The sequence below is a fragment of the Paenibacillus taiwanensis DSM 18679 genome (genome assembly GCF_000425125.1).
In the GTDB taxonomy this organism is placed as follows: Bacteria; Bacillota; Bacilli; order Paenibacillales; family Paenibacillaceae; genus Paenibacillus_B; species Paenibacillus_B taiwanensis.
This window is the reverse complement of record NZ_KE384306.1, coordinates 1,024,357-1,047,120: the sequence shown is the minus strand read 5'-3', so window position 1 is coordinate 1,047,120 and position 22,764 is coordinate 1,024,357. Positions and strand designations below refer to the sequence as shown.

General features: G+C 42.9%; 19 protein-coding genes. 5 read left to right on the top strand and 14 right to left on the bottom strand.

Going from position 1 to position 22,764, the window contains the following annotated elements; genetic code table 11:
* Positions 1-115 precede the first annotated feature (115 nt).
* From H509_RS0113470 to H509_RS0113455, 3 genes are all read left to right on the top strand, one after another.
* Positions 116-937, top strand: a complete 822-nt coding sequence (locus H509_RS0113470) for a MerR family transcriptional regulator (protein WP_342663646.1) — start codon at positions 116-118, stop codon at positions 935-937.
* Complete coding sequence (locus H509_RS0113465; protein WP_028545547.1) at positions 912-1,544, top strand: GNAT family N-acetyltransferase; 633 nt, start codon at positions 912-914, stop codon at positions 1,542-1,544. The genes H509_RS0113470 and H509_RS0113465 overlap by 26 nt, the downstream gene beginning before the upstream one ends.
* 803 nt (positions 1,545-2,347) lie before the next feature.
* On the top strand, positions 2,348-2,962 hold the full coding sequence (locus H509_RS0113455; RefSeq protein ID WP_028545546.1) for a hypothetical protein: 615 nt from the start codon (positions 2,348-2,350) through the stop codon (positions 2,960-2,962).
* A 372-nt stretch (positions 2,963-3,334) separates the two neighbouring features.
* Here H509_RS0113455 and H509_RS27695 read toward each other — a convergent pair whose 3' ends face one another.
* From H509_RS27695 to H509_RS0113435, 3 genes are all read right to left on the bottom strand, one after another.
* Positions 3,335-3,616 carry a hypothetical protein gene (locus H509_RS27695; protein ID WP_157277671.1) on the bottom strand — a complete coding sequence of 94 codons (282 nt, stop codon included), beginning with the start codon at positions 3,614-3,616 and terminating at the stop codon, positions 3,335-3,337.
* A 171-nt stretch (positions 3,617-3,787) separates the two neighbouring features.
* Positions 3,788-3,931 carry a hypothetical protein gene (locus H509_RS27690; protein WP_157277668.1) on the bottom strand — a complete coding sequence of 48 codons (144 nt, stop codon included), beginning with the start codon at positions 3,929-3,931 and terminating at the stop codon, positions 3,788-3,790.
* Positions 3,932-3,946: 15 nt separating this feature from the next.
* Positions 3,947-5,260 (bottom strand): helix-turn-helix domain-containing protein, encoded by a 1,314-nt coding sequence (locus H509_RS0113435; protein WP_281169735.1) that lies wholly within the window; start codon positions 5,258-5,260, stop codon positions 3,947-3,949.
* 351 nt (positions 5,261-5,611) lie between these two features.
* Between H509_RS0113435 and H509_RS0113430 the strand changes: the two genes are divergently transcribed.
* Positions 5,612-6,742, top strand: a complete 1,131-nt coding sequence (locus H509_RS0113430; RefSeq protein ID WP_245596074.1) for a DUF418 domain-containing protein — start codon at positions 5,612-5,614, stop codon at positions 6,740-6,742.
* A gap of 51 nt (positions 6,743-6,793) precedes the next feature.
* Here H509_RS0113430 and H509_RS28375 read toward each other — a convergent pair whose 3' ends face one another.
* The 10 genes from H509_RS28375 to H509_RS0113385 all read right to left on the bottom strand — a co-directional run bounded on the left by H509_RS28375 (position 6,794) and on the right by H509_RS0113385 (position 19,124).
* On the bottom strand, positions 6,794-8,833 hold the full coding sequence (locus H509_RS28375) for an S-layer homology domain-containing protein (protein ID WP_245596041.1): 2,040 nt from the start codon (positions 8,831-8,833) through the stop codon (positions 6,794-6,796).
* Positions 8,834-8,857: 24 nt separating this feature from the next.
* Positions 8,858-10,078: a M14 family zinc carboxypeptidase gene (locus H509_RS28370; protein WP_245596040.1), complete on the bottom strand. Its 1,221-nt coding sequence runs from the start codon at positions 10,076-10,078 to the stop codon at positions 8,858-8,860.
* Positions 10,079-10,183: 105 nt separating this feature from the next.
* Complete coding sequence (locus H509_RS0113420) at positions 10,184-11,176, bottom strand: LCP family protein (RefSeq protein WP_028545541.1); 993 nt, start codon at positions 11,174-11,176, stop codon at positions 10,184-10,186.
* Positions 11,177-11,220: 44 nt separating this feature from the next.
* Positions 11,221-11,883 carry an SGNH/GDSL hydrolase family protein gene (locus H509_RS0113415; protein WP_028545540.1) on the bottom strand — a complete coding sequence of 221 codons (663 nt, stop codon included), beginning with the start codon at positions 11,881-11,883 and terminating at the stop codon, positions 11,221-11,223.
* 45 nt (positions 11,884-11,928) lie between these two features.
* Positions 11,929-13,740: an acyltransferase family protein gene (locus H509_RS0113410; protein WP_028545539.1), complete on the bottom strand. Its 1,812-nt coding sequence runs from the start codon at positions 13,738-13,740 to the stop codon at positions 11,929-11,931.
* 180 nt (positions 13,741-13,920) lie between these two features.
* The gene (locus tag H509_RS25260; RefSeq protein ID WP_051287076.1) at positions 13,921-15,060 is read right to left on the bottom strand and encodes a WD40 repeat domain-containing protein; all 1,140 of its coding nucleotides are present in this window, start codon (positions 15,058-15,060) and stop codon (positions 13,921-13,923) included.
* The gene (locus H509_RS0113400; protein ID WP_028545538.1) at positions 15,053-16,522 is read right to left on the bottom strand and encodes a HAMP domain-containing sensor histidine kinase; all 1,470 of its coding nucleotides are present in this window, start codon (positions 16,520-16,522) and stop codon (positions 15,053-15,055) included. Before H509_RS0113400 ends, H509_RS25260 begins: the two co-directional genes overlap by 8 nt.
* 2 nt (positions 16,523-16,524) lie before the next feature.
* On the bottom strand, positions 16,525-17,223 hold the full coding sequence (locus H509_RS0113395; protein WP_028545537.1) for a response regulator transcription factor: 699 nt from the start codon (positions 17,221-17,223) through the stop codon (positions 16,525-16,527).
* Positions 17,224-17,485: 262 nt separating this feature from the next.
* Entirely contained in the window at positions 17,486-18,559 is a 1,074-nt protein-coding gene (locus H509_RS0113390) for a hypothetical protein (RefSeq protein ID WP_028545536.1), read from the bottom strand.
* Positions 18,549-19,124: a sigma-70 family RNA polymerase sigma factor gene (locus H509_RS0113385; RefSeq protein ID WP_028545535.1), complete on the bottom strand. Its 576-nt coding sequence runs from the start codon at positions 19,122-19,124 to the stop codon at positions 18,549-18,551. The genes H509_RS0113390 and H509_RS0113385 overlap by 11 nt, the downstream gene beginning before the upstream one ends.
* 236 nt (positions 19,125-19,360) lie before the next feature.
* Here H509_RS0113385 and H509_RS28365 point away from each other — a divergent pair, with 236 nt between their 5' ends.
* On the top strand, positions 19,361-20,278 hold the full coding sequence (locus tag H509_RS28365; RefSeq protein ID WP_051287075.1) for a collagen-like triple helix repeat-containing protein: 918 nt from the start codon (positions 19,361-19,363) through the stop codon (positions 20,276-20,278).
* Between the two features lie 154 nt (positions 20,279-20,432).
* Here H509_RS28365 and H509_RS0113375 read toward each other — a convergent pair whose 3' ends face one another.
* Positions 20,433-22,688 carry an ATP-binding cassette domain-containing protein gene (locus tag H509_RS0113375; protein ID WP_028545534.1) on the bottom strand — a complete coding sequence of 752 codons (2,256 nt, stop codon included), beginning with the start codon at positions 22,686-22,688 and terminating at the stop codon, positions 20,433-20,435.
* Positions 22,689-22,764: the final 76 nt, after the last annotated feature.

Below are 22,764 nucleotides of genomic sequence, written 5' to 3'. Positions count from 1 at the left end.
TACAAATCATGCGCAGCTCAAATAGCACGCCCTACTTTCTATTTTGTTGGAAACACTTGACCTTAGGTCAGACCTAACGTATATCGTTTATATACGACAAGATTAAAACACAGAGGTGAACGATGTGAAAAACGACATTACCATTAGTGAGCTCGCCAAGCTTATGAACGTTTCTATCCATCAAATTCGTTATTTTGAGGAGAAAGGGGTTCTTTTCCCTGCTTATACAGACGACAACCAGTACAGATTTTATAGTATGGAGCAGGTATATCAGCTCGCACATATTTTGCTGCTGCGTAAGCTTGGAGTACCCGTTCACTCGATTAAGGAATGTATGACTTCCTTTTCTGCCGATCAATATGACCAACTGCTTCATCAGTCCCTGCGCAAAATTAAGGAAGAAATGCAGCGTCTTCAAGAGCTACAGCAGTTTATTCGCAAAGTGCAGCAGGAACAAAAAAACGTGAATAGGTTGTCCACTCCCTATCAAATCAAACGACGCGACATCACCTATCTCACACGGTGGATGGACATGGATATCGGCACAAGGCTAAGTGCTAAACAGTTAGCTGCACAAACCAAAAGTTTGCCTAACTTGTTTGAGCTGGACCTCCATTTTATATGTGACGGTTCCGCCACCATTCACTTCTGTCTCGAAACGCAGCAGCCTGGCGATTTATGTTTGCCTGAGGGAAATTACCTTTCCACGCACTGTTCCATTCAGGAAGATGATGAGCTTGAGCAAGCGATTGCACAGTTTTATGACTACGCAGCAGCACATGCTTTTGTTCCCGCGGGACCACTTATCCTGATTGAAAAATCGTATTTATCTTTGTTTAGCCATAATCAACTGCATTACGAACTGCAAGTCTTGCTTGAAGCAGATACTCATTTTAAAGGAGGGGCTGATCATGACCGCGGCGGGAATAACGTTTGAACCGATGCAGGAGAAATACAATGTACAGGTCGGAAAATTGTTTGTGTGTGGGTTTCGTGGGAAATTTCAGCATTTAACCAATTTGAGTGATGACGAACTGGCGCATTTTTTTGCAACCGTGCTTGATCTTTTTCCATCTAAATCAAACAGTCGCAGAGTTATTGCCATTTATCAAGGGGAAGTGATCGGTACATTGTCTGTCAAATGGAACGTGGACTCCATCACGAAGCAAAACATGAATACAACTGCCTCTTGGCGAAGCTTTAGTCACTTCGGTAAATGGAACATTGTGAAGCTGTACTTGGGGTTATGGCTGTTAGAGCATGAGCCACAAGTTGGAGAGTGTTATGTTGCCGATGTTGCCGTCCATCCAGACCATCGCAGCAAAGGTGTAGGCAGGATGCTTTTGGAATGGGCGCGCCAGTACGCCGAAGCAGAGCCAGACCTGAAAATACTTAGTTTGCATGTTTCAGGTAACAATCCACGTGCAAAACAACTGTATGAACAAATGTCTTTTCGGACACTATCACAAAAAAATAGCGTATTAAGTTACGTCTTGCTGAAGGAAGGGAAATGGAACTATATGGTCCAAACGTTAAGCAGATAAAAGATGAGACTGAAAAAATATAGTTGTAGACTGTAGGGCCTGACGGCGGTGGACGGATAGGACTATCCACACCTCTCATTCACTCGGTCTAACACTATATTTTCTGGTTTTCATTTTGCGTAAGGTACATGCATCTCCTAAGATGACAATGCGTTATGCCTAACTTCTGGTCAGTACTAAGCGAAGGGGGTTTGAAACAGTTGTCAAGCAGGGCGTATTTAGCTTTGATATGAATGGGAAAATACATGAGATCCATAAGGAAGAAGAAATCCCATACGATATCTTGGAAACGCTCTTGCGAGATCAAAAGCTAAATGCGATTGATACTCCCTACGGCTCCTGTCGGGCCCGTGTAAACGGAAATTGCCAAACAATACGGCCGCGGCGAAATTGCGGAGAAAAGCAAAAAGAACCTTGATCGTCTGACCAGCATTTATGAGACGATCAGGAATAGCAACATCGTCTTTGGGTGAATGGAGCGTATCAAAGGAAAGCAAGGTGTAAAACATGTCTGATTACGATCGCAGAGCGCATTTAAGCAGGTTCATGAGATTCTCAAAGCAAAGGTGGATGAAAACAATAAGGACGCCATCATTGCTTCTCTAAAACGTAAGATGAAGAAGCTCGAAGATGAAAATAAAAAATTAAGAGAACAACTTAAGTTTTCCTATGCAGAGGTCTATCAACAGATTTGGGGGAATGTATGTCACCATATTCACCAATAAGGAAGAGTATTATTGGCACCTTTATTCCTTAATGTGGTAAAATTGCTTTAAGATTAGCCTGGATGGGGGGTATTGTACTTGCCTTGGCCTATGGTACACTTTGAAATCGCAAGGCGTTTGTGTGGTGATCCAAGTCCTGAATTTTTGCTAGGGAGTTTGGCACCCGATTCGATTCATGTAAGAACGAACGACCGTGTAGAGAAAAATAAGTCTCATCTCATGAGACCAAACGGTGATTTTGCAACCAACGAAGACCTGAAGGAATTTCTGAATATCCAAACGAAATACGATTCATTATATTTAGATTTTATTCTCGGATATGTTGCTCATATCTATGCCGACCGCGCATGGACCTTTACGGTATATCGCGAGTTTGAAAAGCAATCTACTGATAAGAATGTCTACAATATCGATGTGAGCAAGATCGAGTTTTTGCTGTCGCGCTCAACGGAATGGCTTGAAGAACTCATTCAGAAATTGAACAAAGCTGCGTGCTATGATGTTGGTGGCCTGACAAGACATGAGATCTTAACGTATAAAGACGAGAAAATTGATTATTTGTTGGATCCTCTGAATGAGCCGATGAATGTACCAGGAATTATCTCTCTCAATATGGTTGAAATATTTATTGATGATGTGGCGAATGAATTGAAATTAATGTTCGGAAATGTCTCGTTAGGGGCTAAAGAATGAGTGTGGTGAATGAATATTAGCGTTCCATAAATGGGGTTGTATTTTCAGAGGAATTAAGAAAAGACGTACAGGCATTTTTGGAATATTATAATGAGCATGAAACCTTTGACCATACAATCAATGTTAGAAACGAAGCGTCCGAATCGATCATAAGAAACTTTCGAAGGACATGGATATAGCCATATTCGGTTGCACGAATATGACTATATTAAACGCGAATGCCTTACACCCCTAAAGGCAGGGGCAAGTCCATTGGATAAGGTTTTATTTGTAGCTGATAAAATTTCTTGGGAACTGCCATGTGAACATCTTTATCAGGAGATGATGAGACAGAGACTTGAGGTTTTTGATCTGGATGGGGCGATATTTGGTTTACCTAAACCATGTCTGGGGACAAGGGGCGGGAAAACCATCCGATATAAACACAGCCGTGTTATGAAGGACTACTGGATTACCCGGAGCGCGTTGTGTTTTATTTTCATGTGTAGTCGGGACAGGAGCAGAAAAATCGTTAGATTTGAAGTTGGCATTGGATGATTGGACTACAGCAGCAGGAGCCGCAGCGTTAGAAGCAAGTGAACCTGAGACGAGCGGAGTAATAATAGTAGCACCTGCTACGAGTACGGTCATTACAATTGCTTTATTTAACTGCATGTTAGTAGCTCCTTTGTTACAGCATAATATTAATTACCTTTTAATAGTAACAGGCACAAGTATAAATTAGGAAATAATCATTCTCTACCTATAATACATCAATACTGGAAAAATTAATAATAAAGCAACCAAAATAAAAACAGGCACCGCTTGGATGCCTGCTACTGTAGTTTACCAAGGTAAGATTACACCCGAGTTTCCCGAAGTTACTACAAAAGATTCATTGTTCGGGTTAATTGGGTCTGACGGTGGGACAATCATGATGGAAAAAGCCAGTGCTGTCGTAATTATAAGACTGCTAAATTTTTTCAACATAGGACTCACCACCTTCTATTCATCTATATGAGTAACATACTCATTTAAGTATTCGGCTAGTTGCTCAACTTCACCTTTAATATTTGGGTTTTGAAGTATAGTCGTGCTGCAAATGGATGAAAGGAGTGAGGCAACATGTTTATGTACATCACGTTCTCTATTAACTGACATAAACAGTTTAATCCCTTTTATCCGATATTCAGCAGCCAAAATATGTTCATTTATTAAAGTATAGTAAGCGCTCTTTTTGATATAATAGTCCGCATATCCGGCCACAAGCAAGGGATTATTTTTAGAACAGACATCCACAAAGTCATTTTCGTGCAAAAATAATCGTTCTGCTGCTGATACATCTTTGTTCTTGGAGTACAGCTCAAGCAAGGCATCCATCGCGGGTACTTTAGGGTGCAAACTGTCCAAGCAATGTTCCAATTGAATAATGGCCAGATCTGTATCCCCTCGTCTGCCATCTAACTTTGCGCTTATAAAATCTATAGTTGATCGAACAAATGGGAAATCAAATGTGGTTAGCAAGTTGAGGTGTTGCTCTGCCACATCATATCGACCTAATGCATAGTAACATTCGGTAGAGTATGTAATGGCATATGCCTTGTAGATGCTTTCATTTGGATCAAGAGAAATAAGCTCTTTAAAGAACTGGATTCCTTCCGCGTACTTTCCTAAAAAATAAGCATGTGATCCGATTTTATAGTAATAAATGATTTGATCATCTGGCGGCAAAAATCGAACATGATATTGAATAAGTTTTCCTGACTCATAGGTTTTGCTCAACTTGGTAAAATCATCTCGTTCAATAAGGTAGGATTGTAACAATGCTTTAGCCAACGTCGGCCGAATACTGTGATTGTCGGTAAATTCACTAATCACTTTGAATAAAGCAAGCTTTGGAGGTATTTCTTTTAGTTCGGATGCAAAGGCGTATAAACGTTCGACGGACTCTTCAGAGGTTTCGCGTTGATTGATAGCGAGGAATTTAGTTGCGATTTTCATAAGTAGTGGAACAGGTAACGAATTAGGAGTTACTTCCTTAAATACTGTAAATAGTGCGTCAGGGCTATGTTCTGCTTCGGTATAAAGTTCTGTAAGCTCATCGATCGGAATGTCCAGGCAAGAAGCAATCACTAGAAGGGTGCGAAAGTCTGGGGAATGTGTCTCCCCTGTTTCAATGGTGGATAACGTAGCTTTGGGGGTACCTGATAGATCGGAGAGTTGCTGTATCGTCATCTGCTTTTCTAATCGTTTACATCGTATCAGTTCCCCCAGTCCTGACGTTAAAGTGGATGTGGGGAATTCAGTCAATGGGTACACCTCACTTGTTTAATTATTCAATATTTATATTATATTTCAACCACCTACATATTACCATACTAATTTTAGGTATGCCAATAGATTTCCATATCTAAGAACGATGTCAGCATCATTTGGGTGATCACATAAATGAGGACAAGACCAAGGTAGTGTATACCCAAGTGCATAATGAAGCCAAACCATCTTGTTGTGACATTTTGTTTACAAGCTGGTCAAACTTTGGCAACACCTCCTTGCTATAGTGGAGGCGTATGGATGTGTAAAGTCAAGCACCCATCGCACTTTATAACAACAAAGGAGGAGTATGAGTTGTCAGTAGTATTACACTCGCCGTCTGAGCCGCGCCACGAAATCGACACCGATCTTCGGGAAAAGCCGGCATCTCACCATTCGCAAGGGAAAGGGCGTCTTATCGCCCTTGATGCAGCTAGAGGTTTAGCTGTGATCGGCATGTTTTTACAACACTTTGCTTTAAACGAAAGGAATGCATTTGTCGCCGGAAATACAACACTATTATTTGTTCTGTGCGGAGGCATTTCCTACTCCATTATGGCCCAGCGAATGAAGGAGCGCGGAATGAATGCAGCTGTTTTTCGTTCAAAAATGCTTGCTCGGGCAGTATTTGTAGATGTGATCGGCTACTCACTTATTCTTCTAAATACCCAATATGGCATCATCTTGCCCGCCTACGCTGCCATGTTCGTCTTGGCGTTGATGCTCGTTTACCGTTCGACTCGCGTCCTTGTGTACACAACTCTTGCCTTGGTGTTGTTAGCCCCACCACTCATGATCTTGGGAATGAGCCTCTTGTCAGGTGCATATTTGCTCCAAGATATTGCCGGTGGTCCGATGTCTGCTCTCGCACTTGCACCTGCATTTACAACTGGTATCGTAATTGGACGTCTGGAGCTTACGAAAAAGCAAGTCGCCATGTCACTTGCAATTTTCGGTTTTATTATGCTCGTCATCTTCCAATCAATGGGTACATACGTTCTTCCGGACTTACGTTTAAATTTCGAAACGTGGCTAGTTAATGTCCAAGGTACGAGTGCCACTCCGCCTGACTTATATGCCATCTGGCCACATAATGCGGAGCAACCGCTCTGGCACATGCTGTTAGCGACAGCTCCTCATACTGCATCTACGTTTCAAACGCTTATTGGACTTGGCATTGCACTTCTGGTAGTAGGACTAATGTTCCTCGTTCCAAGAAGAATGACCGTTATGTTAACTCCTTGCGCAGCAGTCGGCCGTGTGGCACTTACGATGTACGCTTTACAGTTCGTCGTCATTTGGATACTGGTGTTATTAGGGATTGAATACAGCTTGAGCGATATTCCGTTTGGCGATTTACTCATTGTGGTCATCTCGTTAGTAATCGGCTGGATTTTTGCTCGTTTACCGAATGGCCCGCTTGAGTCTAGCATGCGACGTTTCGACCACATATTTAGTTCCTTCGATTCAGCACCGAAACCCAAGTAGAAAGTGCTAATAACCCCCACTCGAATTCGAGTGGGGGTTATCAGCAATAAATTATGCTGGTTCTGTCTTAAATTGCATCATCCGGTGGATTATTACCGCTGCCTGTGCCCGATTGGCGATTTCTTTTGGACCGAAGGTTGTCAAGGTAACTCCTTGAAGGATTCCTTTTTGGGTCAACCATGCAACAGCCTTTCTCGCATAAGGGGCAATGGTATCTTTATCGGTAAATTTAGAAAATGATTCGTCAATGCTGTCAATTGAAGGATGTTGAGTGAGCTTCAGAGCATTAGCTGTAATTTGTGCCATCTCTTCTCGCGTAATGGCTCGCTTGGGCTCAAAACGACCGTTTCCCAAGCCATTAACCAGTTTGGATTCAACAGCTGCCGAAATATAAGGATAAAACCAACTTGACGTGAGAACATCGGTAAAGGGACTTTCGGCTTGTGGATTGGTCAGATTAAAGCCCTTTACGATCATCGTAGTAAATTCTGCACGTGTCACTGGCTTTAATGGTTCAAAACGATTTCCACCTGTACCTTGCAGAATCCCTTGACCTGCCAATTGGCGGATTTCATCTCCTGCCCAAGACTCGACGCTTTTTAAGTCATTAAACGCTACATTTGATCCGGAATCCTGAGTCTCAGAAACTGAATTAAAGATGGAATTGGCCAGCAATCGGTATTGATGCTGAGAATGGGCCGCGTTCGTCAAATCGTTAGAAAACACCGTCACATTTTTGTTGTTTTCTTTATATGTGAAAGCCATGATTTGGCCCTTGGCGGCATCATGTCCTGGCCACCAGCCCGACTTGTAAAAATGGTCTTGTTTTCCGAATGTAGCAAGAACTTTTGCTGATTTGGGTACAGATGTGATATAGGTGCCGGATACGGTATAAAAATGCTCCTGTTCATCGTAAGGTCCCGTGATGACATTATCCTGGTTGACGTCTGCCAAGAATACTCCCTCGTATCGCTGCCATCCTAGACCCTTATAGGAGAATCCGGGAATCAAGTCCTGGATATTCATCATGCCCATGTATCCATAGGCGATATAAGGTTTTCCTTTTTCCACCATATCGGAAAAATCGAATGTATTAACGAGTACATCTGCCTTCACCTGATCTGAAGTGACATCGAAGCCCATATCTTCCAATACAAATGCGGCTTCACCTAGCGCTGCTACTGTCGAACGTCTAAGTTCCTTTCCATCCGGTTTGTAGTTGCCAAATGCACTCACGTCAAGAACATATTTTGAAGCTAGTGGATACAAATCGACATAGGAAACAACGAAATCACCTATTTCGTGCCCTTCACCACGTGAAGTAAGCATGGTCACTTTCTTGCCTGCAGCAAGTAAATGATTTACCGCTTGGATTGCGTCGTTATTGGTATTGCCGATCAGCACGTTATCTGTATGGCCAGGCATTGTCGTCGCTGGAACTGAAACCGAGGTTACTGGCATTGTCTTACTTGTAAACGCAAGCGGCTTTCGGATTGCATATGAATCAAAACCGCGCAGCTTAGGGAAATTTTGAACAATTTCTCCGGCGACAGATTCATAGTCAGATACATCCACTCCGTCATACAAGACCAAATTAGCTATCCCTCTCAATGCTTGATGCATATTGACAACAAATGATCCTTCAGGATATATCTTACCATCAATGCTGACAGCTTCTGTGGAACGTTCGACCTGAACCCCGTTACGAAGAAAATACTCAATCATACGGTATGCTTCGAGCGGATTTTTTTGAAGATTCTTGTCGATGGGTAGCACGTAATATTCCGGAAAAAAATTTTGCATTCCCTGACGTGGACGACCGATTCGATCATTTTTAGCATTGACCAAATATTGATCTACTGCATGATCGTCAACATTATGAACCCCGCGTTTATAAATTTCTAGTTGGTTTACAAACAGTTTTTCTTTATTATTCATCACATAGGATGTAGCTGCTGCTGTACTGTAGTATAAGGCCTTTGTGGATTCTTCGTTATTCTCCGGAACCTCGAGCGTATGTCCCAATGCACCATGATGCATGGCGAATACTGCTGTGTAGGCCGGTGACGCATCATCCCATCCTGAAGCCACACCCTTGGACTGATAACTCGGATCTTAAACGGATTTCCGATGTTCTTCGTAAGGAATATGATAATAATCATAATGGGTATTGGCTATTCCGGCTTCACCCATGGCTTTCGCTTGTTCTACCATGTTGTCTATCATCAAATCGTATTCGATGTTTGGATCATGCGGCGGCGTGGCCGGTTCAATGAGAAAACCTCTATCGAATCCATGTAAATCCAGAAATGAGAGCGGGGACCACTTTGCAATCTGTTCCGTAACACTGCGTGTCTCCGGTTGGGTTTGGTAAGAGTTGTCCCGGTTCAAATCGAAGTCATTAGCGTTCCCTCTGGTCGTATGAGCGCGTCCATCCGGATTATTAGTATAAACGAATAGGAAGAACACATGGTCTAACGCATCTTCTACATTAAGCGAGACCTTGCTTGGTTTGCCAGTCGGCAAAGTAGTGTTATACGTTATGCTCTTATCCAAAGCAATGGACTTAAAATAGTTAAAGATTGCATCGACGCCTGGGGACTCATTTGGGTGAATATTATTTATCCAGATCGGTACAGCATAGTCACCGAATGTACCCGATTTAATGTCCTCCTGTAATTGTTCGGGATTGTTCATCATGGCAGGATGGGTTACTTTTTGATATTTGTCAACAATCGCCTTATTCTTGGCAACAATCGTAAAATAAATATCTCGACCTTCCACTGACTTTCCAATGGATGTCGTTTCAATATATCTGTCATTTTTCTCAGCCGCTTGAGCTGTCACGACATCTATCCCCGGCTTCAACTCATCATAAGTAATGAAGCTTTCGTAAGGTGTTAATTTCACGGGTGCCTGAGCAATAACTTGTCCATCAGCCACCGCTGCTAATTCATATGTGCCCATCAGTGACCCAAATAGCTGAGCCTGCAAGCGTGGTTCGGCCAGATTGGTCGAACCATATGGCAGATCAAAGGTCACGTTGGCCGTAAACTCTCCATTATTCACCTTCTCATCGCTAACCGTAATGAAAGCCGGACCGGTGTAGTCACCTTGTTCGAATGTTTTCCATTCTGATAGTGGTTTATCATCATACGTCCAGCGTATACTTTTCGCTTTCACACCTTTTGGAAGATCAAACTTGACTTGAAATGTTCTCTTCTCCGTCAACGATGCAACATGATTACTCATTTTTAATAGTTGAGTTGTCACTGGATTCTTCACATTCTCCTGTGCGGCCTGTGCCAGAACCCTGTAGTCGGAGATCGCGTACATCATGACCAAAAGTGTTATCAATAACATGAGTACACTTTGCTTCCTTAATTTCTTAACCATCTTGCTCCTCCTTCTCATTTCCCCATCCCTCCGGTCCCTCATTCACTATGGTTGTGTTATCTCCCCGCCATCAGCGGGATCTGTCTCATGTGCTTCAATAAAATTCCGGACATAATCCTTAAGGTCCTTGCTGCTTGACACGGTCAGCACTGCTGCTCTTCCAACATAGGTTTCCTTGAGCAGCTTCATCGGTGGGATTTGCTCACTTGCTTCGACCTTGCTCTTATATCCGACCTCTGCCAGCTGCCACATGTCGTTTACCGACATATTCGTATCCATATACGGACTGACTTCTTCCAGTATGGAAGGCAGCTTCATGATGGAGGTTGTGCTTTTCATTTTTTTGACGATGGCATTGATGAAATCTCGCTGACGTTTCGTTCGAGCATAATCGGACAGCGCATCATGGCGAAAACGGACATATTGAAGTGCCGTAGTCCCGTCTAAATGCTGCTCTCCTTCTTTTAAGTTGATATCGTACTCATGCTTGTCGGCTTTGCTTCCATACTTCATATCCTTCTCCACATAAAAATCAACCCCGCCTACAGCATCGACAAGTTTAATAAATCCCTGAAAATCTGTATAAACATAAAATTGAATCGGGATACCAAGCAACTCGCTTACTGCACGCATAGCCGTCTTGGGTCCATGCGTGATCGCTGTGTTAATGCGGTTCTTGCCATGATCCGGGATATCGGTATAGGTATCTCGGAGAATAGAGAATACATGGGTACGCTTATGAACAGGGTCTAAGGAAACCACCATCATGCTGTCAGATCTGGGAATCTCCCCTTTTTTACTTCCTCGAGCATCTACTCCCATTAATAAAATTTGGACTGGCTCCGTGCCTAACCATTTTGGAGGTGCTGCCACTTTCTCATCACTGGCCATCACCTTGGAAAAGGGAGAATGAACAGACGTTTTATTTAACCCTTCCAAACCTTTATAAATGGACACCGTATAATAAAGTCCATAAGCAACAATTACAAATAAAATAATGACGAGTAAGGCAGCTATTTTTTTCTTTTTTTGAGACATGTCGTTATTCCTTTCCTTTATTTTTAATCATCGAGAGGTCCAACTTATTTTTCCTCAAGGGCTTGTATAAGCAGTGAAGCATAAAATCGGTTGCCATCCGGAGTTAAATGCACCCCGTCTTTGTAAAAATATTGTCCTTTTCCTTCGCTCGCTGTATACCAGTCCACCACTTCTGCATTTTTGAAATCACCAACAACATCGTTGATATTAGAATTCACAGCATCTTGCCATCCTTTAGGAACCCGAGTTGTTACAACCAGCACCTGTTTAGCTTCATCAAGGGACTTCAACAAGCTGCGAAGTTGATCTTTAGAAAAGGGACCGTTAGTTCCCAGTTCTATAATAATGCGATCTCCTAATTTTTGTTGTATACTTAATTGTTTAATTAGTTCTCTGGCCTGTGACATTTGTCTGCCGACCTTTCCATCAACAGTAACTTTCGGAAGCATTTCCTTTAGGTAAGGCTCAACGCCAACGATGACAGAATCGCCTATGATCGTAACGTCATCACCGTTAATAGACACAGATTCGGTATAGTTAGCTTTTTTCTTTGGGTTAATCGCACCATTATTTGAGGAATCAGCAGAGTTGAGATTCGTATTTTCTAGTTTACTATCAGAAGCAGCTTGTGATTGGACGCTAACGTATCCCATAGCGAAGATTAGGAGAGTAAGCCCCCATACTATCCATACTTTTTGTTGTTTCATCCTTTATCCCATCCTTTCATTTATATGTTTTTTGGATATCGCAAACTATTCATTTTGTTGGAGGTGCTCAACCAGTAGAGACGCATAAAATCGAGCTCCCTCCGAGTTTAGATGAACACCATCCTGTGCAAACAACTCGCTTCTGTTCTCACTAGCAGCATACCAATCGATAATTTTCACATTATGATAGTCATGCGCAACTTCCTTCAAAGCATCATTGACTGAATTTTGCCAACTTTTAGGAACCCTTGTAGTTACGAGGTAAACCTGCTTGTCCTGTAGAGAATCGAGCATAGATTTCAGTTTGCTCCTATTAAAGACCCCGTTGCTTCCCAATTCAATGATGAGATGATCCCCTAATTGCCCCTTTGACTGTAGTTCATTCACTACCTCTTGAGCATCAGACATCTGTCTACCAACCTTGCCATCAACCACAATGTCCGGAAGCAACGCTTTTAAGTAGGAATCTACGCCTAGCGCCAAAGAATCACCAATCAGCGTGATGCCCCTTCCTTTCTTAGGCGATTCCATAACATCATCGTCATGACTTGTTTGTTGATCGTCATTTGTGAATGGTTGATGAAGATCAGTCATTTGCTGGTCTTCATTTTGCACAGTATTTTGCATACTCACAGTTTGTGCCATTTCTGATGGAACCTTGCTTGCATTCGTGATCCAAGATTGAGCAATAAAGAAGGCGATCAGCGTTACGCTCAAACCGATCATTGGTTTAAATGAATGATGATGTCGAATACGATGCCATTTAGCCCGGAAATTACGCTTGCGAATCGGTTCTTCAATAAACTCGTAAGATAAGATAGACAACCATACAATAATGGCCAGTTGCAGTAGCAATTGTGTAAATTCCAATCCTTCATTACCTGCTTCTGGCCGCATTAAAATAATGACGGGATAGTGCCAAATGTAGAGACTATAGGAATGCTTACCAAGCCAAGTTAGTGGTCGACAACCCATAATTTTGCCTAGAAGACTTCCCGGATGCACCAACACTGCAATAATTACGGCACTAATCAAGGACAAAGAAAGGAAGCCGTGCTGGTACAACGAATCCTCATACTCATTCGTGCGGTGAATTAGTATAAGTAACATAAGCAATCCTAACCCGCCAATCATATCAAGCGATACACGCGCCGCAGGTGAAATCATTTTGTTCAGCTTCCAGCTCGGCCAACAGACCGCCAAGGCAGCACCAATCAGTATGGCGAATGCCCTAGTGTCTGTTCCGTAATAAACTCTGCTTGGGTCCGTTCCTGGCACATACATTAGAGCCATCGTGATCGCGGATACGAAAGCCAATACCAACATGCTTAACACTAATTTTCCGCGCTGCGGTGCAAGCTTTATGCCGATGAGTAATGCGATGGGCCAAATCACGTAAAACTGTTCCTCAATGGAAAGCGACCATAGATGTCCAATCGGCGAAACTGGACCAAAACTTTCGAAATAAGAAACTTCATGAAAAATGAGGAACCAGTTATTTACGTAAAAAACAGAAGAGATAAAATTTCCTATTAGTGATAAGAATCTAGTAGGATCTGTGACTACTAACCACAAAGCAACTAAAATGAGCATATTTAACATCGCAGGCAGCAGTCTACGAAACCTTCTCATCCAAAAGTTCCAAATCAATATGCGTTTATTCACGGTCCACTCCATAAGCAGCTGATCCGTAATCAGGTAACCGGACAGAACAAAAAATACGCCTACTCCTTGAAATCCCCCTTGGGCCCACTTCAATTCGAAATGGTAAGCAATAACAGCCAAGACAGAAATGGCTCGCAGACCATCGATTCCAGGCATATAACGCTTCATCGGCTGATTTAATTTCCCACTCATCATGTTTCATTCCTTGTCTGTATTTGGGCTATATCTCATTTCATTACTATAATCAGAAGATGTCGCCAAAGTTTGATCAAGATGTAAACAAGTTGTCACAGCCGACACGCGCTTGTAAACAAAAAAAAACCACCTCTGTTACGGATTATTTCCGTATCAGGGGTGGTTCACGAAGTCACGCTATTCAAGCTCAATGATGAGTGAAGGGCCTTTTGAGTAGTCATTTTGAACGTTATTCAGATTCGCAAATGCTTTGAGCCCTTGAATGAACAGTCTTGTATTTTCTGAATTCCATTTCATATTCATCGGGATAATACCGTGGTAAACAGGCTTGTTGTACAGCACATTTCTCCCTTGCATTTTGCCCACATAGACAACATCTTCATCTTGCAGCGAATAAGCAATAATTTTTTTGTCCTGAGAAAATTCATAAGCATACACTTTTTCCAAAATGACCGAAAGCTCGCCGTTTCGCAAATCGTATTCGTACAGTGTGCCGTCCCTTCCCAAAAAAGCAAACTGATCATCCCCAATCCATGTAACCTGATTTTCACCAATTAGCCGCTTGTATTTGGTTTCAAATTGATCATCTACCAGTTTGCCGAGCACGATGGTTTTCTTGCGTATATCGGATGCATACATCGTAATCAATGCGCTTCGTCCATCATTAGATACGTAAACGTTAAGTAGTGAGTCGCCTTGCCCGAATTCGTTTAATGTAAAACGTTGGAATTTCCCGGATTTCGTGTTAAATACCCGCAGGCTGCTCTTGCTGTTATCCACTGGGTCCAGCATTAAACAACTTATATATTGGCTGTTGTCTGACCAGGACATGTCCTGCAAAAACTGCTGATTGCTGGCACTGAACCTGTCTATCTCTGTTTTTTTAATATCCTTTAATGAAATAACGTTCAAGCTTGCTTCTTTTCTGCTCATGATCATTTCAGCGACATGTTTACCGTCCGGGGAGAGTGATATTCGGGAAGTATTCATGTTAATTCCTGTCATGCTTTCACCTTGTTCAAACGGGTAAATCAACCGTTTGAACATATAACGCTCAGGCAAGTCCGCAGCTTTGAATGTACCAACAATTGAATCGCTTGAGGACCAGCCCAGCCATTGTACCGTATCCGCATTTTCTTCTGGCAGACGATAAATCTTTTTGACCTGAACCGGACTTGTATCCTGTAGTGTTTGTCCCATCTCGTCGCTGTCGGTTATTACAATGGTTTCGCTTTGTAATCCGGCACTACAGCCTGACAGCAGAACTAGGATCAGCAAATGAATGCCTACCCCCCATCCACACTTTGTATTAGTCATGAGAGCTCACTCCCTTAGTCAATGGCACACTATTAAATTCCACGGTAACAACGGTATGATTGTCCTGACTTATGATCGAGATCGAGCCTCCCAATTCATCAACAATGGACTTTACGATACTTAACCCCAGTCCAACACTGCCCTTTTCCGAATGTTTGGAGTGAACCAAGTAGAATGGTTCAAACAGTTTAGACAAATGATCCGCATCAATAGGATCACTTTTATTGTCAATCGTGAACTGTATTTTCCCATTGGTCTGACTACCCTTTACCGTTATTTCGGAGAAAGCCCAACTGTATTTGATAGCATTGTCCAGCAAGTTAATAAAGAGTTGACGCACTCTGTCTTGAGCGGCCAGCACGTATAAGTTGTTCTCTAAATGTACGGCAATGCTTTTTTTATATCGTCCTGCACGAATGGCCATCGATTCACAAACATCCCGAAGGACAACTCCTGCTTCAATTTCTTCCAAATCGTCATTCGGTGCTTGACGACGCGACACCTCAAGCAGCTTTAATACCATCGTGTGTAGGCGCTTGCTCTCTTCGATAATGTGATTCGTACCTTTTTCAAAAAACGCTGGATCACGATCTCCATTGGATTTGATTAACTCCGCATACCCCAGAATTGAGGTTAATGGGGTTTTGAGCTCATGGGTAATGTTGTCGAAAAAACGTTTTTCCTGCTCATGCAGCTCTTTAAGTTGGTCTCTATCTTTTCGGATGATGTTCATTTGCTGGCCGATCTGATCCAGCATGTCATTAAAGGTTTCAGCCAACCGGCCGATTTCATCTTTTCTTTTAAACCGGATACGAACGTCCAAATTTCCATTTTTAACTTCAGCGGAAGCTCGGGCAAGTTTGCCAAGCGGGAGCGTAATATGTCTCGATAATATGTATGAAAACAGAAAAGCTACCGCGAAAATCGCCAATGTAATGTAAAGTGTAATATCCAGAATGCGATTACTTTGTTGATACAACAGGGTGAAATCTTTTGAAAATCGCAAAAGGCCGACCTTTGACCCGTCGATGACAACGGGATAAGAAAACATAACCGATGTTTGATTTTCATCTGAACGAATGTTATAAGCCGTTTTGCCGTCAATTGCTTCATCTAAATCGTGTTTCTCCTGCTGCAAAAATGCCGCTTTGTCCGAAGCAAACAGCAAATCACCCTGCACAGTATATACGCCAACATCGTTCCCTGTCGCGTGATTCAAATTGTTCCCTAGTTCCTCAGCCATCTCCCCGAAATAAAGTTCATTATTTGAAAAATGATTAATCAGGAACGTTTGTCGCACGTAAACGTTACTGTTGTTTTTCAGCCCGATCAACTCTGTCGTAATCAGATTTTGATTACTTGTTCGGATGAACTCCTTCACCGTCTGATTTAACACGACAAAAGAAATGGAGAAGATTAAAAGAAGTCCGAGCAGAAATTTAAGGCTGATTCTGCGTATCATGCTTAATCACCTGTTTTCTTGAACTTGTATCCGATTCCGAATACCGTTGCAATACATTCCGTTCCTTCAAGCTTTTTACGAAGTCGTTGGATATGCGTATCAACTGTGCGGGTATCCCCTGCATAATGATATCCCCATACTACGTCAAGTAATTCAGAACGCGTAAAGGTTCTCCCTGGATTTCTGACGAGTGTCATAAGCAGATCATATTCTTTAGGGGTGAGTTCAACAGTTTGATTATTTTGTTTCACACTCCGCTCGTTAACATTGATTTCAATGTTGCGAAAACGGATCACTTCTTGATCTACACCGTTTGGAACTCCTTGATTTACTTGCTCCATTCGGCGAAGAATCGTCCGGATTCTAGCAACAACTTCACGCAGGTCGAACGGCTTCGTTATATAATCGTCTGCGCCAATTTCAAGGCCTAATATTTTATCCGTAATATCGGACTTCGCAGTAATCATAAGAATCGGTATGTTACAGCTTGCCGTTACCTTTTTGCAAATATCCAGCCCACTTTGGTCTGGCAACATCCAGTCAAGCAGCAAAAGATCAGGCTGAAATTGCTGTAGTTCGATCATTCCCGTTGCCCCGCTTGAGGCTGATCGTGTCTGAAAGCCTTCCTTGGTAAGGCTATACGAAAGCAAATCAGCAATCGCTATATCATCTTCAATAATGAGTATTTTGGCATTATGCATAGTATTCTCCGCCTCTATTCTTACTGATGTCTACAATGTTCATGGCATCATTTATTAATGTTAACGATTTGTGTAGCATTAATCAAATCCACGGGAATATACGGGTAAATGGCCTTACGCAATTAACAGATAAGTATAAGTAAGTTCTTAAAATACGTTAAAAGCCCAGTATGACGAATGATTGCACCACTTTAATCATAAAAAAGGCCGATATCCTGTTCACTCAGGATATCGGCCACTTATTTCCTTTAACTTCTTCTTTCTACCACTCGGTTTCTGTCTTATGTTCAATGACGGCTAATACTTTTGGTTCTACTGCTTTCATAAATTGTTTTATTAAAGACTCACTTGCTTTTTCACCATTAGAATCAGCTTTATATTGGTTTTCAGCCTGTGTTCTTGCTATCACATCTATCACTTGTTGTTTAGTCACATTTTTAGATGCTGCAATTTCCACAACAGATCGACCTTTTGCTAATTCTTGCTTTAATACTGTCGGGCTTATTTGGAGTAAAGCGAATAGTTTTTCATCGTTTAAAAAGGAATCCGCCGTATAATCAGGCTTCCCATTTAAAGAGAACAAACCTTCTACTGTAATGCTTGGTGGAGTAGACTTACTACCTCCTATGTGCGAAAGACTAATTGCGTTGCCATACACAAATACTTGGTAAATAGGTGTTTCTGATCCCTTTTTCGTGTAATTTAACATCCATGTTTTTTCATGTTGATTGTCCATTTGCTCCAGAGTAACCTCGAAGTCTTTGATGTTGCTATACATTTTATCAATGATATAATCTACCTTTGCTTTGATTTCCTGTTCGGTTAACGTATGAAGAGGTTTCTGCTTAGGCTCCCAGTTCTCTTGAGTCAGGTCTTCGACCTCACCTGTAATCCCGTTAGCATGAAGAGTAATTCTTTTTTCTGTCCCTCCCTTTTCCTGCAATACGATGCTTTGTTGAATCGTCGTGCGTGTTGGATCGTTAGGATCTCCAAGGTAACTAGCATCGATAATCTCAAACGATCTCGTTTCTGGTAGTGCGTTATACAACTTCTCTAGTGTTGCCCTGCCCAACTTATCTACCTTAACTTGATCAGCAGTCATTGGTGTTCTTGTAAACATATCAATTAAGGCAGGAGCCGCAAAGGCTGCGGTTGGAATCAAAATAGCAGTGGCAACTAAGCTAGCAATTAATCGTTTTTTCATCGTTTGTTCGCTCCTTTTCGGGTTCACATATTGAGAGTAAGACTGTTCGATTCGTTTGGAAATGGCTGGTGGGCACGTTATCGTTTCTGCTTCGTTGTGCAAATGTTCACGGATTTTATGCTCAATACTCATGGATCATGTCCATCCTTTCCGGGGGGAGATCCCCTAAGCTTTTTCGAAGTGCTTGAAGGCCAGCATGATATCTGGACTTGACCGTACCGAGCGGAATATCAAGCAAGGTCGCTATTTCTTCAAGCGTATAGTCTTGAAAAAAGCGTAAAATAATGACTGTCCGCTGCTTGTCGGTCAATTTTCGTATAGACTGCGATATCAGTTGGTTTGTCCCATCCATTAGTACTGTAGGTTGATCCCAATGAGACTCTTCACGAGAGAAGCCGCGGGCACGTTCAAAAATGCGAAACCTTCTCCAGCCTTTGACCCGAAATCGCTGTACTTGACGGATGACCAAGCCGTTTAGCCAAAAATGGAATGGACGATTCGGATCATAGTTAGCAAGTGAAGTCCACATTTGCATATAGATCTCATTCATCACATCTTCCCGGTCTTGCTGATGGTCTACCAGAAAGCAGACTGTTCGGTAAACGTCCTGATAGGTGGCATCATACACCGTATGAAACGCCTGCTGATCACCAGCTTTCATCTGTAAAAGTAGTTGGTACATATTTTCATTGTCCATTCAGAGGGCCCTCCTGCGTAACCAGCTTACACACTATATTGTCGTTCTATCGAAAAAAGGTTCGGTGCTCACAACAAAATGTCGAGATCCGTTAAATTTATGTAGTAGCTGTGTCCTTCATAGAGTTGTACTTGCAAAGTTCTTCGGCTGTGCTGTGTTGGGAGTATTCTGGAACAGCCCTTGCCTCGTATGCATATGATGGTCAAGAAGCCTACCATATGTAAAGGGTGATGTTGATGTCACAGGCAAACTTGCCTAATATTACGCCTACTATTACGATTACAAGGGATGACGCTTTAAATCTACTTTTGTCATCGATCGCGATTGAAGAACTTGGACTCGGCCACGTGATTAACGCCGAGGCAGAGAAAATTCAATACGCAGTTGGTACATTACCAGGATTGACGATTCCCGCAACGATCAGCGATTTGTTAGCTGTCGACGCAAGTGTGAAGAGTACTCTACAAGAAACGATCAAGAAAGAAATGCTTCTATCCTCTAAGTTAGAAAGCATTTTAAATGCCCCATCCCTTACTGGACCTACTGGCGTTACAGGACCAACAGGGCCATCAGGCGGACCGACCGGACCTACTGGTGCAACTGGAATTGGTGTAACTGGGGCGACTGGTATCGGCATTACTGGACCAACAGGACCTACTGGTGCAACTGGAATTGGTGCAACTGGAGCGACTGGTATCGGCATTACTGGACCAACAGGACCTACTGGACTATTTTTATCCAGCTTTATTGAAGTTGGACGTAACGTAAACGAAACGTTAGCTTCACTGGATACTATTGACTTTACTAGCAGTAATATTGGAGGGACGGCGTTTAGCTTTAATGGTACAGACACGGTAACGATAACTGAACCCGGTCTTTATTATGCAGATTATTTCGCTAACTTAATAGACGGTGAAGCCGTGGGATCATTTACATTGTTTGTTAATGGTGTGAGTAGTAACTTTGGGGCTGCAAATCCTGCAGTAGGTGGAGGGAATGTGGCAGGCGGGAGACTTATTAATGTAACAACGATTCCTACTACGGTTACATTAGTTGCAACGCATGCTGCAGGAACCCGAACGATTTCTGGTAACGGCGGTGGATTTTCGGCCAACTTAGCGATTGCTAAAATTGCTAACGGCTTGTCGGTCTAAATATCAGTTACCGCCTTGAAACAACGAAAGGCTGCCGTTACTGCTGGCAGCCTTTGATAGTGTATTGTTAAATTGGGGCTTTCAAGACCGATCCATCCTGCTTCAGATTGTTAGGTTAATCGGATATGGCTAGGTGGACAAGTTATGCCTTGACTCACAGCATATATTTTCCTGTTATCGAATGCTCCGTACCGATGATTTGCGCAGGTGTACCTTCGAATACCACTTGCCCTCCCTTACTGCCTCCATCTGGTCCCATATCGATAATCCAATCCGCTTGGCTGATCACCTCAAGGTTGTGTTCGATCACGATCACCGTATTGCCAGCATCTACGAGACGGTTCATGATCTCCAGCAGATGACCGATATCTGACATATGCAGACCAGTCGTCGGCTCGTCCATCACATAAATGCTGCCCTTCTTATGCAGCTCACTGGCCAGTTTGATGCGTTGGCATTCCCCACCCGATAACGTGCTAAGTGGCTGACCGAGCGTAATATAGTCTAACCCCACATCACACAACGCTTGAAGCTTGCGAACAACTTCTTTAAGCTGGAAAAATTCCAATGCCTGCTCTATTGTCATCTCCAGCACATCGGCAATGGATCTGCCATGCAGCTTGTACTCAAGCACCTCTTCCTTAAAACGTCTGCCTTCGCATACTTCACATGGAAGCTTCACACTATCAAGGAATGCAAGGTCAGTATACACCACTCCTAAACCTTGGCAATTCGCACATGCACCCTTTGAATTAAAGCTGAACAAACCTTGACTAACCTTATTGGCGGAAGCAAACGCCTTGCGTACATCATCCATAATGCCTGTGTAAGTGGCCGGATTTGAACGTGTGGATACCCCTATTGCCGATTGGTCAATAACAATCGCATCTGGATGCTGACTGAGAAACACTTCGTTAATCAACGTACTTTTGCCTGAACCTGCAACACCTGTCACTAAAGTAAGCACTCCGGTTGGAATATTGACGCTCACATTTTGCAGGTTATGCAGTGTAGCATTCTCGATCGTCAGCTTGCCGGATGGCAATCTGCAATCTTGTTTTAGTAGCAGCGGCCGCTTCATATGCGTGCCTGTTAATGTTTCTGCCTCGAGCAGTCCTTCATAGCTGCCTTCATATACGATCGTACCACCTCGACTGCCAGCGCGGGGCCCCACGTCAACGATGTGATCAGCCACCTTGATCACATCAGGATCGTGCTCAACGACAATGACGGTATTCCCTTTATCCCTCAACTTCTGAAGCAGCTCATTTAATCGGTGCACGTCGCGGGGATGCAAACCAACACTAGGCTCATCAAAAATATACGTAACATCAACTAGACTGCCGCTCAAATGTTTTACCATTTTGACACGCTGCGACTCGCCGCCTGACAACGTATCCGTTTCGCGATCCAGTGTTAAATAATCAAGTCCGATGTCCACCAGATGCTGCAACCGCTCTGACAGTGACTTCAAGATTGGCGCGGCGACAGCATCGTCTATTTCCCGAATCACTCGAATGAGCTGTCCGACCTCCATCGCAGACATTTCTGCAATGTTGAAGCCATTGACTTTGCAACTAAGTGCCTCTTGACAAAGTCTTGCCCCGTGGCAGCTGGAGCATGAACCTTCGGTGATGTACGGCGCGACCGCTTTTTGCGTACGCTCAGACTTCGCCTTTACATCCTGCTTAATGTATTTGTTCGAGAACTTCTCAAAGACACCTTCAACTGTAATATTAGTTGCCTTGCCTGCAAAGTCCATCTTCACTTTTCTAGCTTTGCTGTACAACAAGTGCTCCAGTTCCTCAGTCGTATAATCGCTTAACTTCTTGTCCAGATCATAGTCACCTGACTGTACAATAATATTCCAATCCCAACTGCCTACCGTATAATCCGGCAGCATAATTGCCCCTTCGTTTAACGACTTTGATGGGTCTATTGCCTTCTTCATGTCAACGGCTAGCTTTCGGCCGATTCCGCTGCACTCGGGACACATCCCTTGCGGATCGTTAAACGAAAACATATTCGTATGTCCAACATATGGCTGTCCCACTCGGGAGAACAACAATCGAAGAATGGGCGAAATATCAGTAATTGTCCCCATCGTAGAATGGGAGCCGCCGCCTAGCCGCTTTTGGTCCACAATAACAGCCATACTTAGGTTCTCAATCGCGTCCGCATCTGGTTGTGGATAACGAGGTAAGAAATTACGTACGAACATACTAAAATTCTCATTTAGTAAACGTGTGGACTCTGCGGCAATCGTATCAAAAACGATCGAGGACTTGCCTGAGCCGGACACCCCGGTGAAAATCGTAATCTTTCGTTTAGGAATACGCAAGGATACGTTTTTGAGGTTATTTTCTCTAGCCGCCGAAATGACGATATATTCCTGCTTAGACTCACTCATGTATAATCCCCCCTTAGTATTTTGTTCATATGTATAAAATAGGAACGGTGTTCGTTCCTTTTGTTATCGTTATGTG

Coding starts and splice junctions, on each gene's coding strand:
- H509_RS0113465 (WP_028545547.1), top strand. CDS start 912: ATGACCGCGGCGGGAATAACGTTTGAACCGATGCAGGAGAAATACAAT.
- H509_RS27695 (WP_157277671.1), bottom strand. CDS start 3,616: ATGCAGTTAAATAAAGCAATTGTAATGACCGTACTCGTAGCAGGTGCT.
- H509_RS27690 (WP_157277668.1), bottom strand. CDS start 3,931: ATGTTGAAAAAATTTAGCAGTCTTATAATTACGACAGCACTGGCTTTT.
- H509_RS28370 (WP_245596040.1), bottom strand. CDS start 10,078: ATGTACGCGATCTCCGACTACAGGGTTCTGGCACAGGCCGCACAGGAG.
- H509_RS0113420 (WP_028545541.1), bottom strand. CDS start 11,176: ATGTCTCAAAAAAAGAAAAAAATAGCTGCCTTACTCGTCATTATTTTA.
- H509_RS0113415 (WP_028545540.1), bottom strand. CDS start 11,883: ATGAAACAACAAAAAGTATGGATAGTATGGGGGCTTACTCTCCTAATC.
- H509_RS0113410 (WP_028545539.1), bottom strand. CDS start 13,740: ATGAGTGGGAAATTAAATCAGCCGATGAAGCGTTATATGCCTGGAATC.
- H509_RS25260 (WP_051287076.1), bottom strand. CDS start 15,060: ATGACTAATACAAAGTGTGGATGGGGGGTAGGCATTCATTTGCTGATC.
- H509_RS0113400 (WP_028545538.1), bottom strand. CDS start 16,522: ATGATACGCAGAATCAGCCTTAAATTTCTGCTCGGACTTCTTTTAATC.
- H509_RS0113395 (WP_028545537.1), bottom strand. CDS start 17,223: ATGCATAATGCCAAAATACTCATTATTGAAGATGATATAGCGATTGCT.
- H509_RS0113390 (WP_028545536.1), bottom strand. CDS start 18,559: ATGAGTATTGAGCATAAAATCCGTGAACATTTGCACAACGAAGCAGAA.
- H509_RS0113385 (WP_028545535.1), bottom strand. CDS start 19,124: ATGGACAATGAAAATATGTACCAACTACTTTTACAGATGAAAGCTGGT.
- H509_RS28365 (WP_051287075.1), top strand. CDS start 19,361: ATGTCACAGGCAAACTTGCCTAATATTACGCCTACTATTACGATTACA.
- H509_RS0113375 (WP_028545534.1), bottom strand. CDS start 22,688: ATGAGTGAGTCTAAGCAGGAATATATCGTCATTTCGGCGGCTAGAGAA.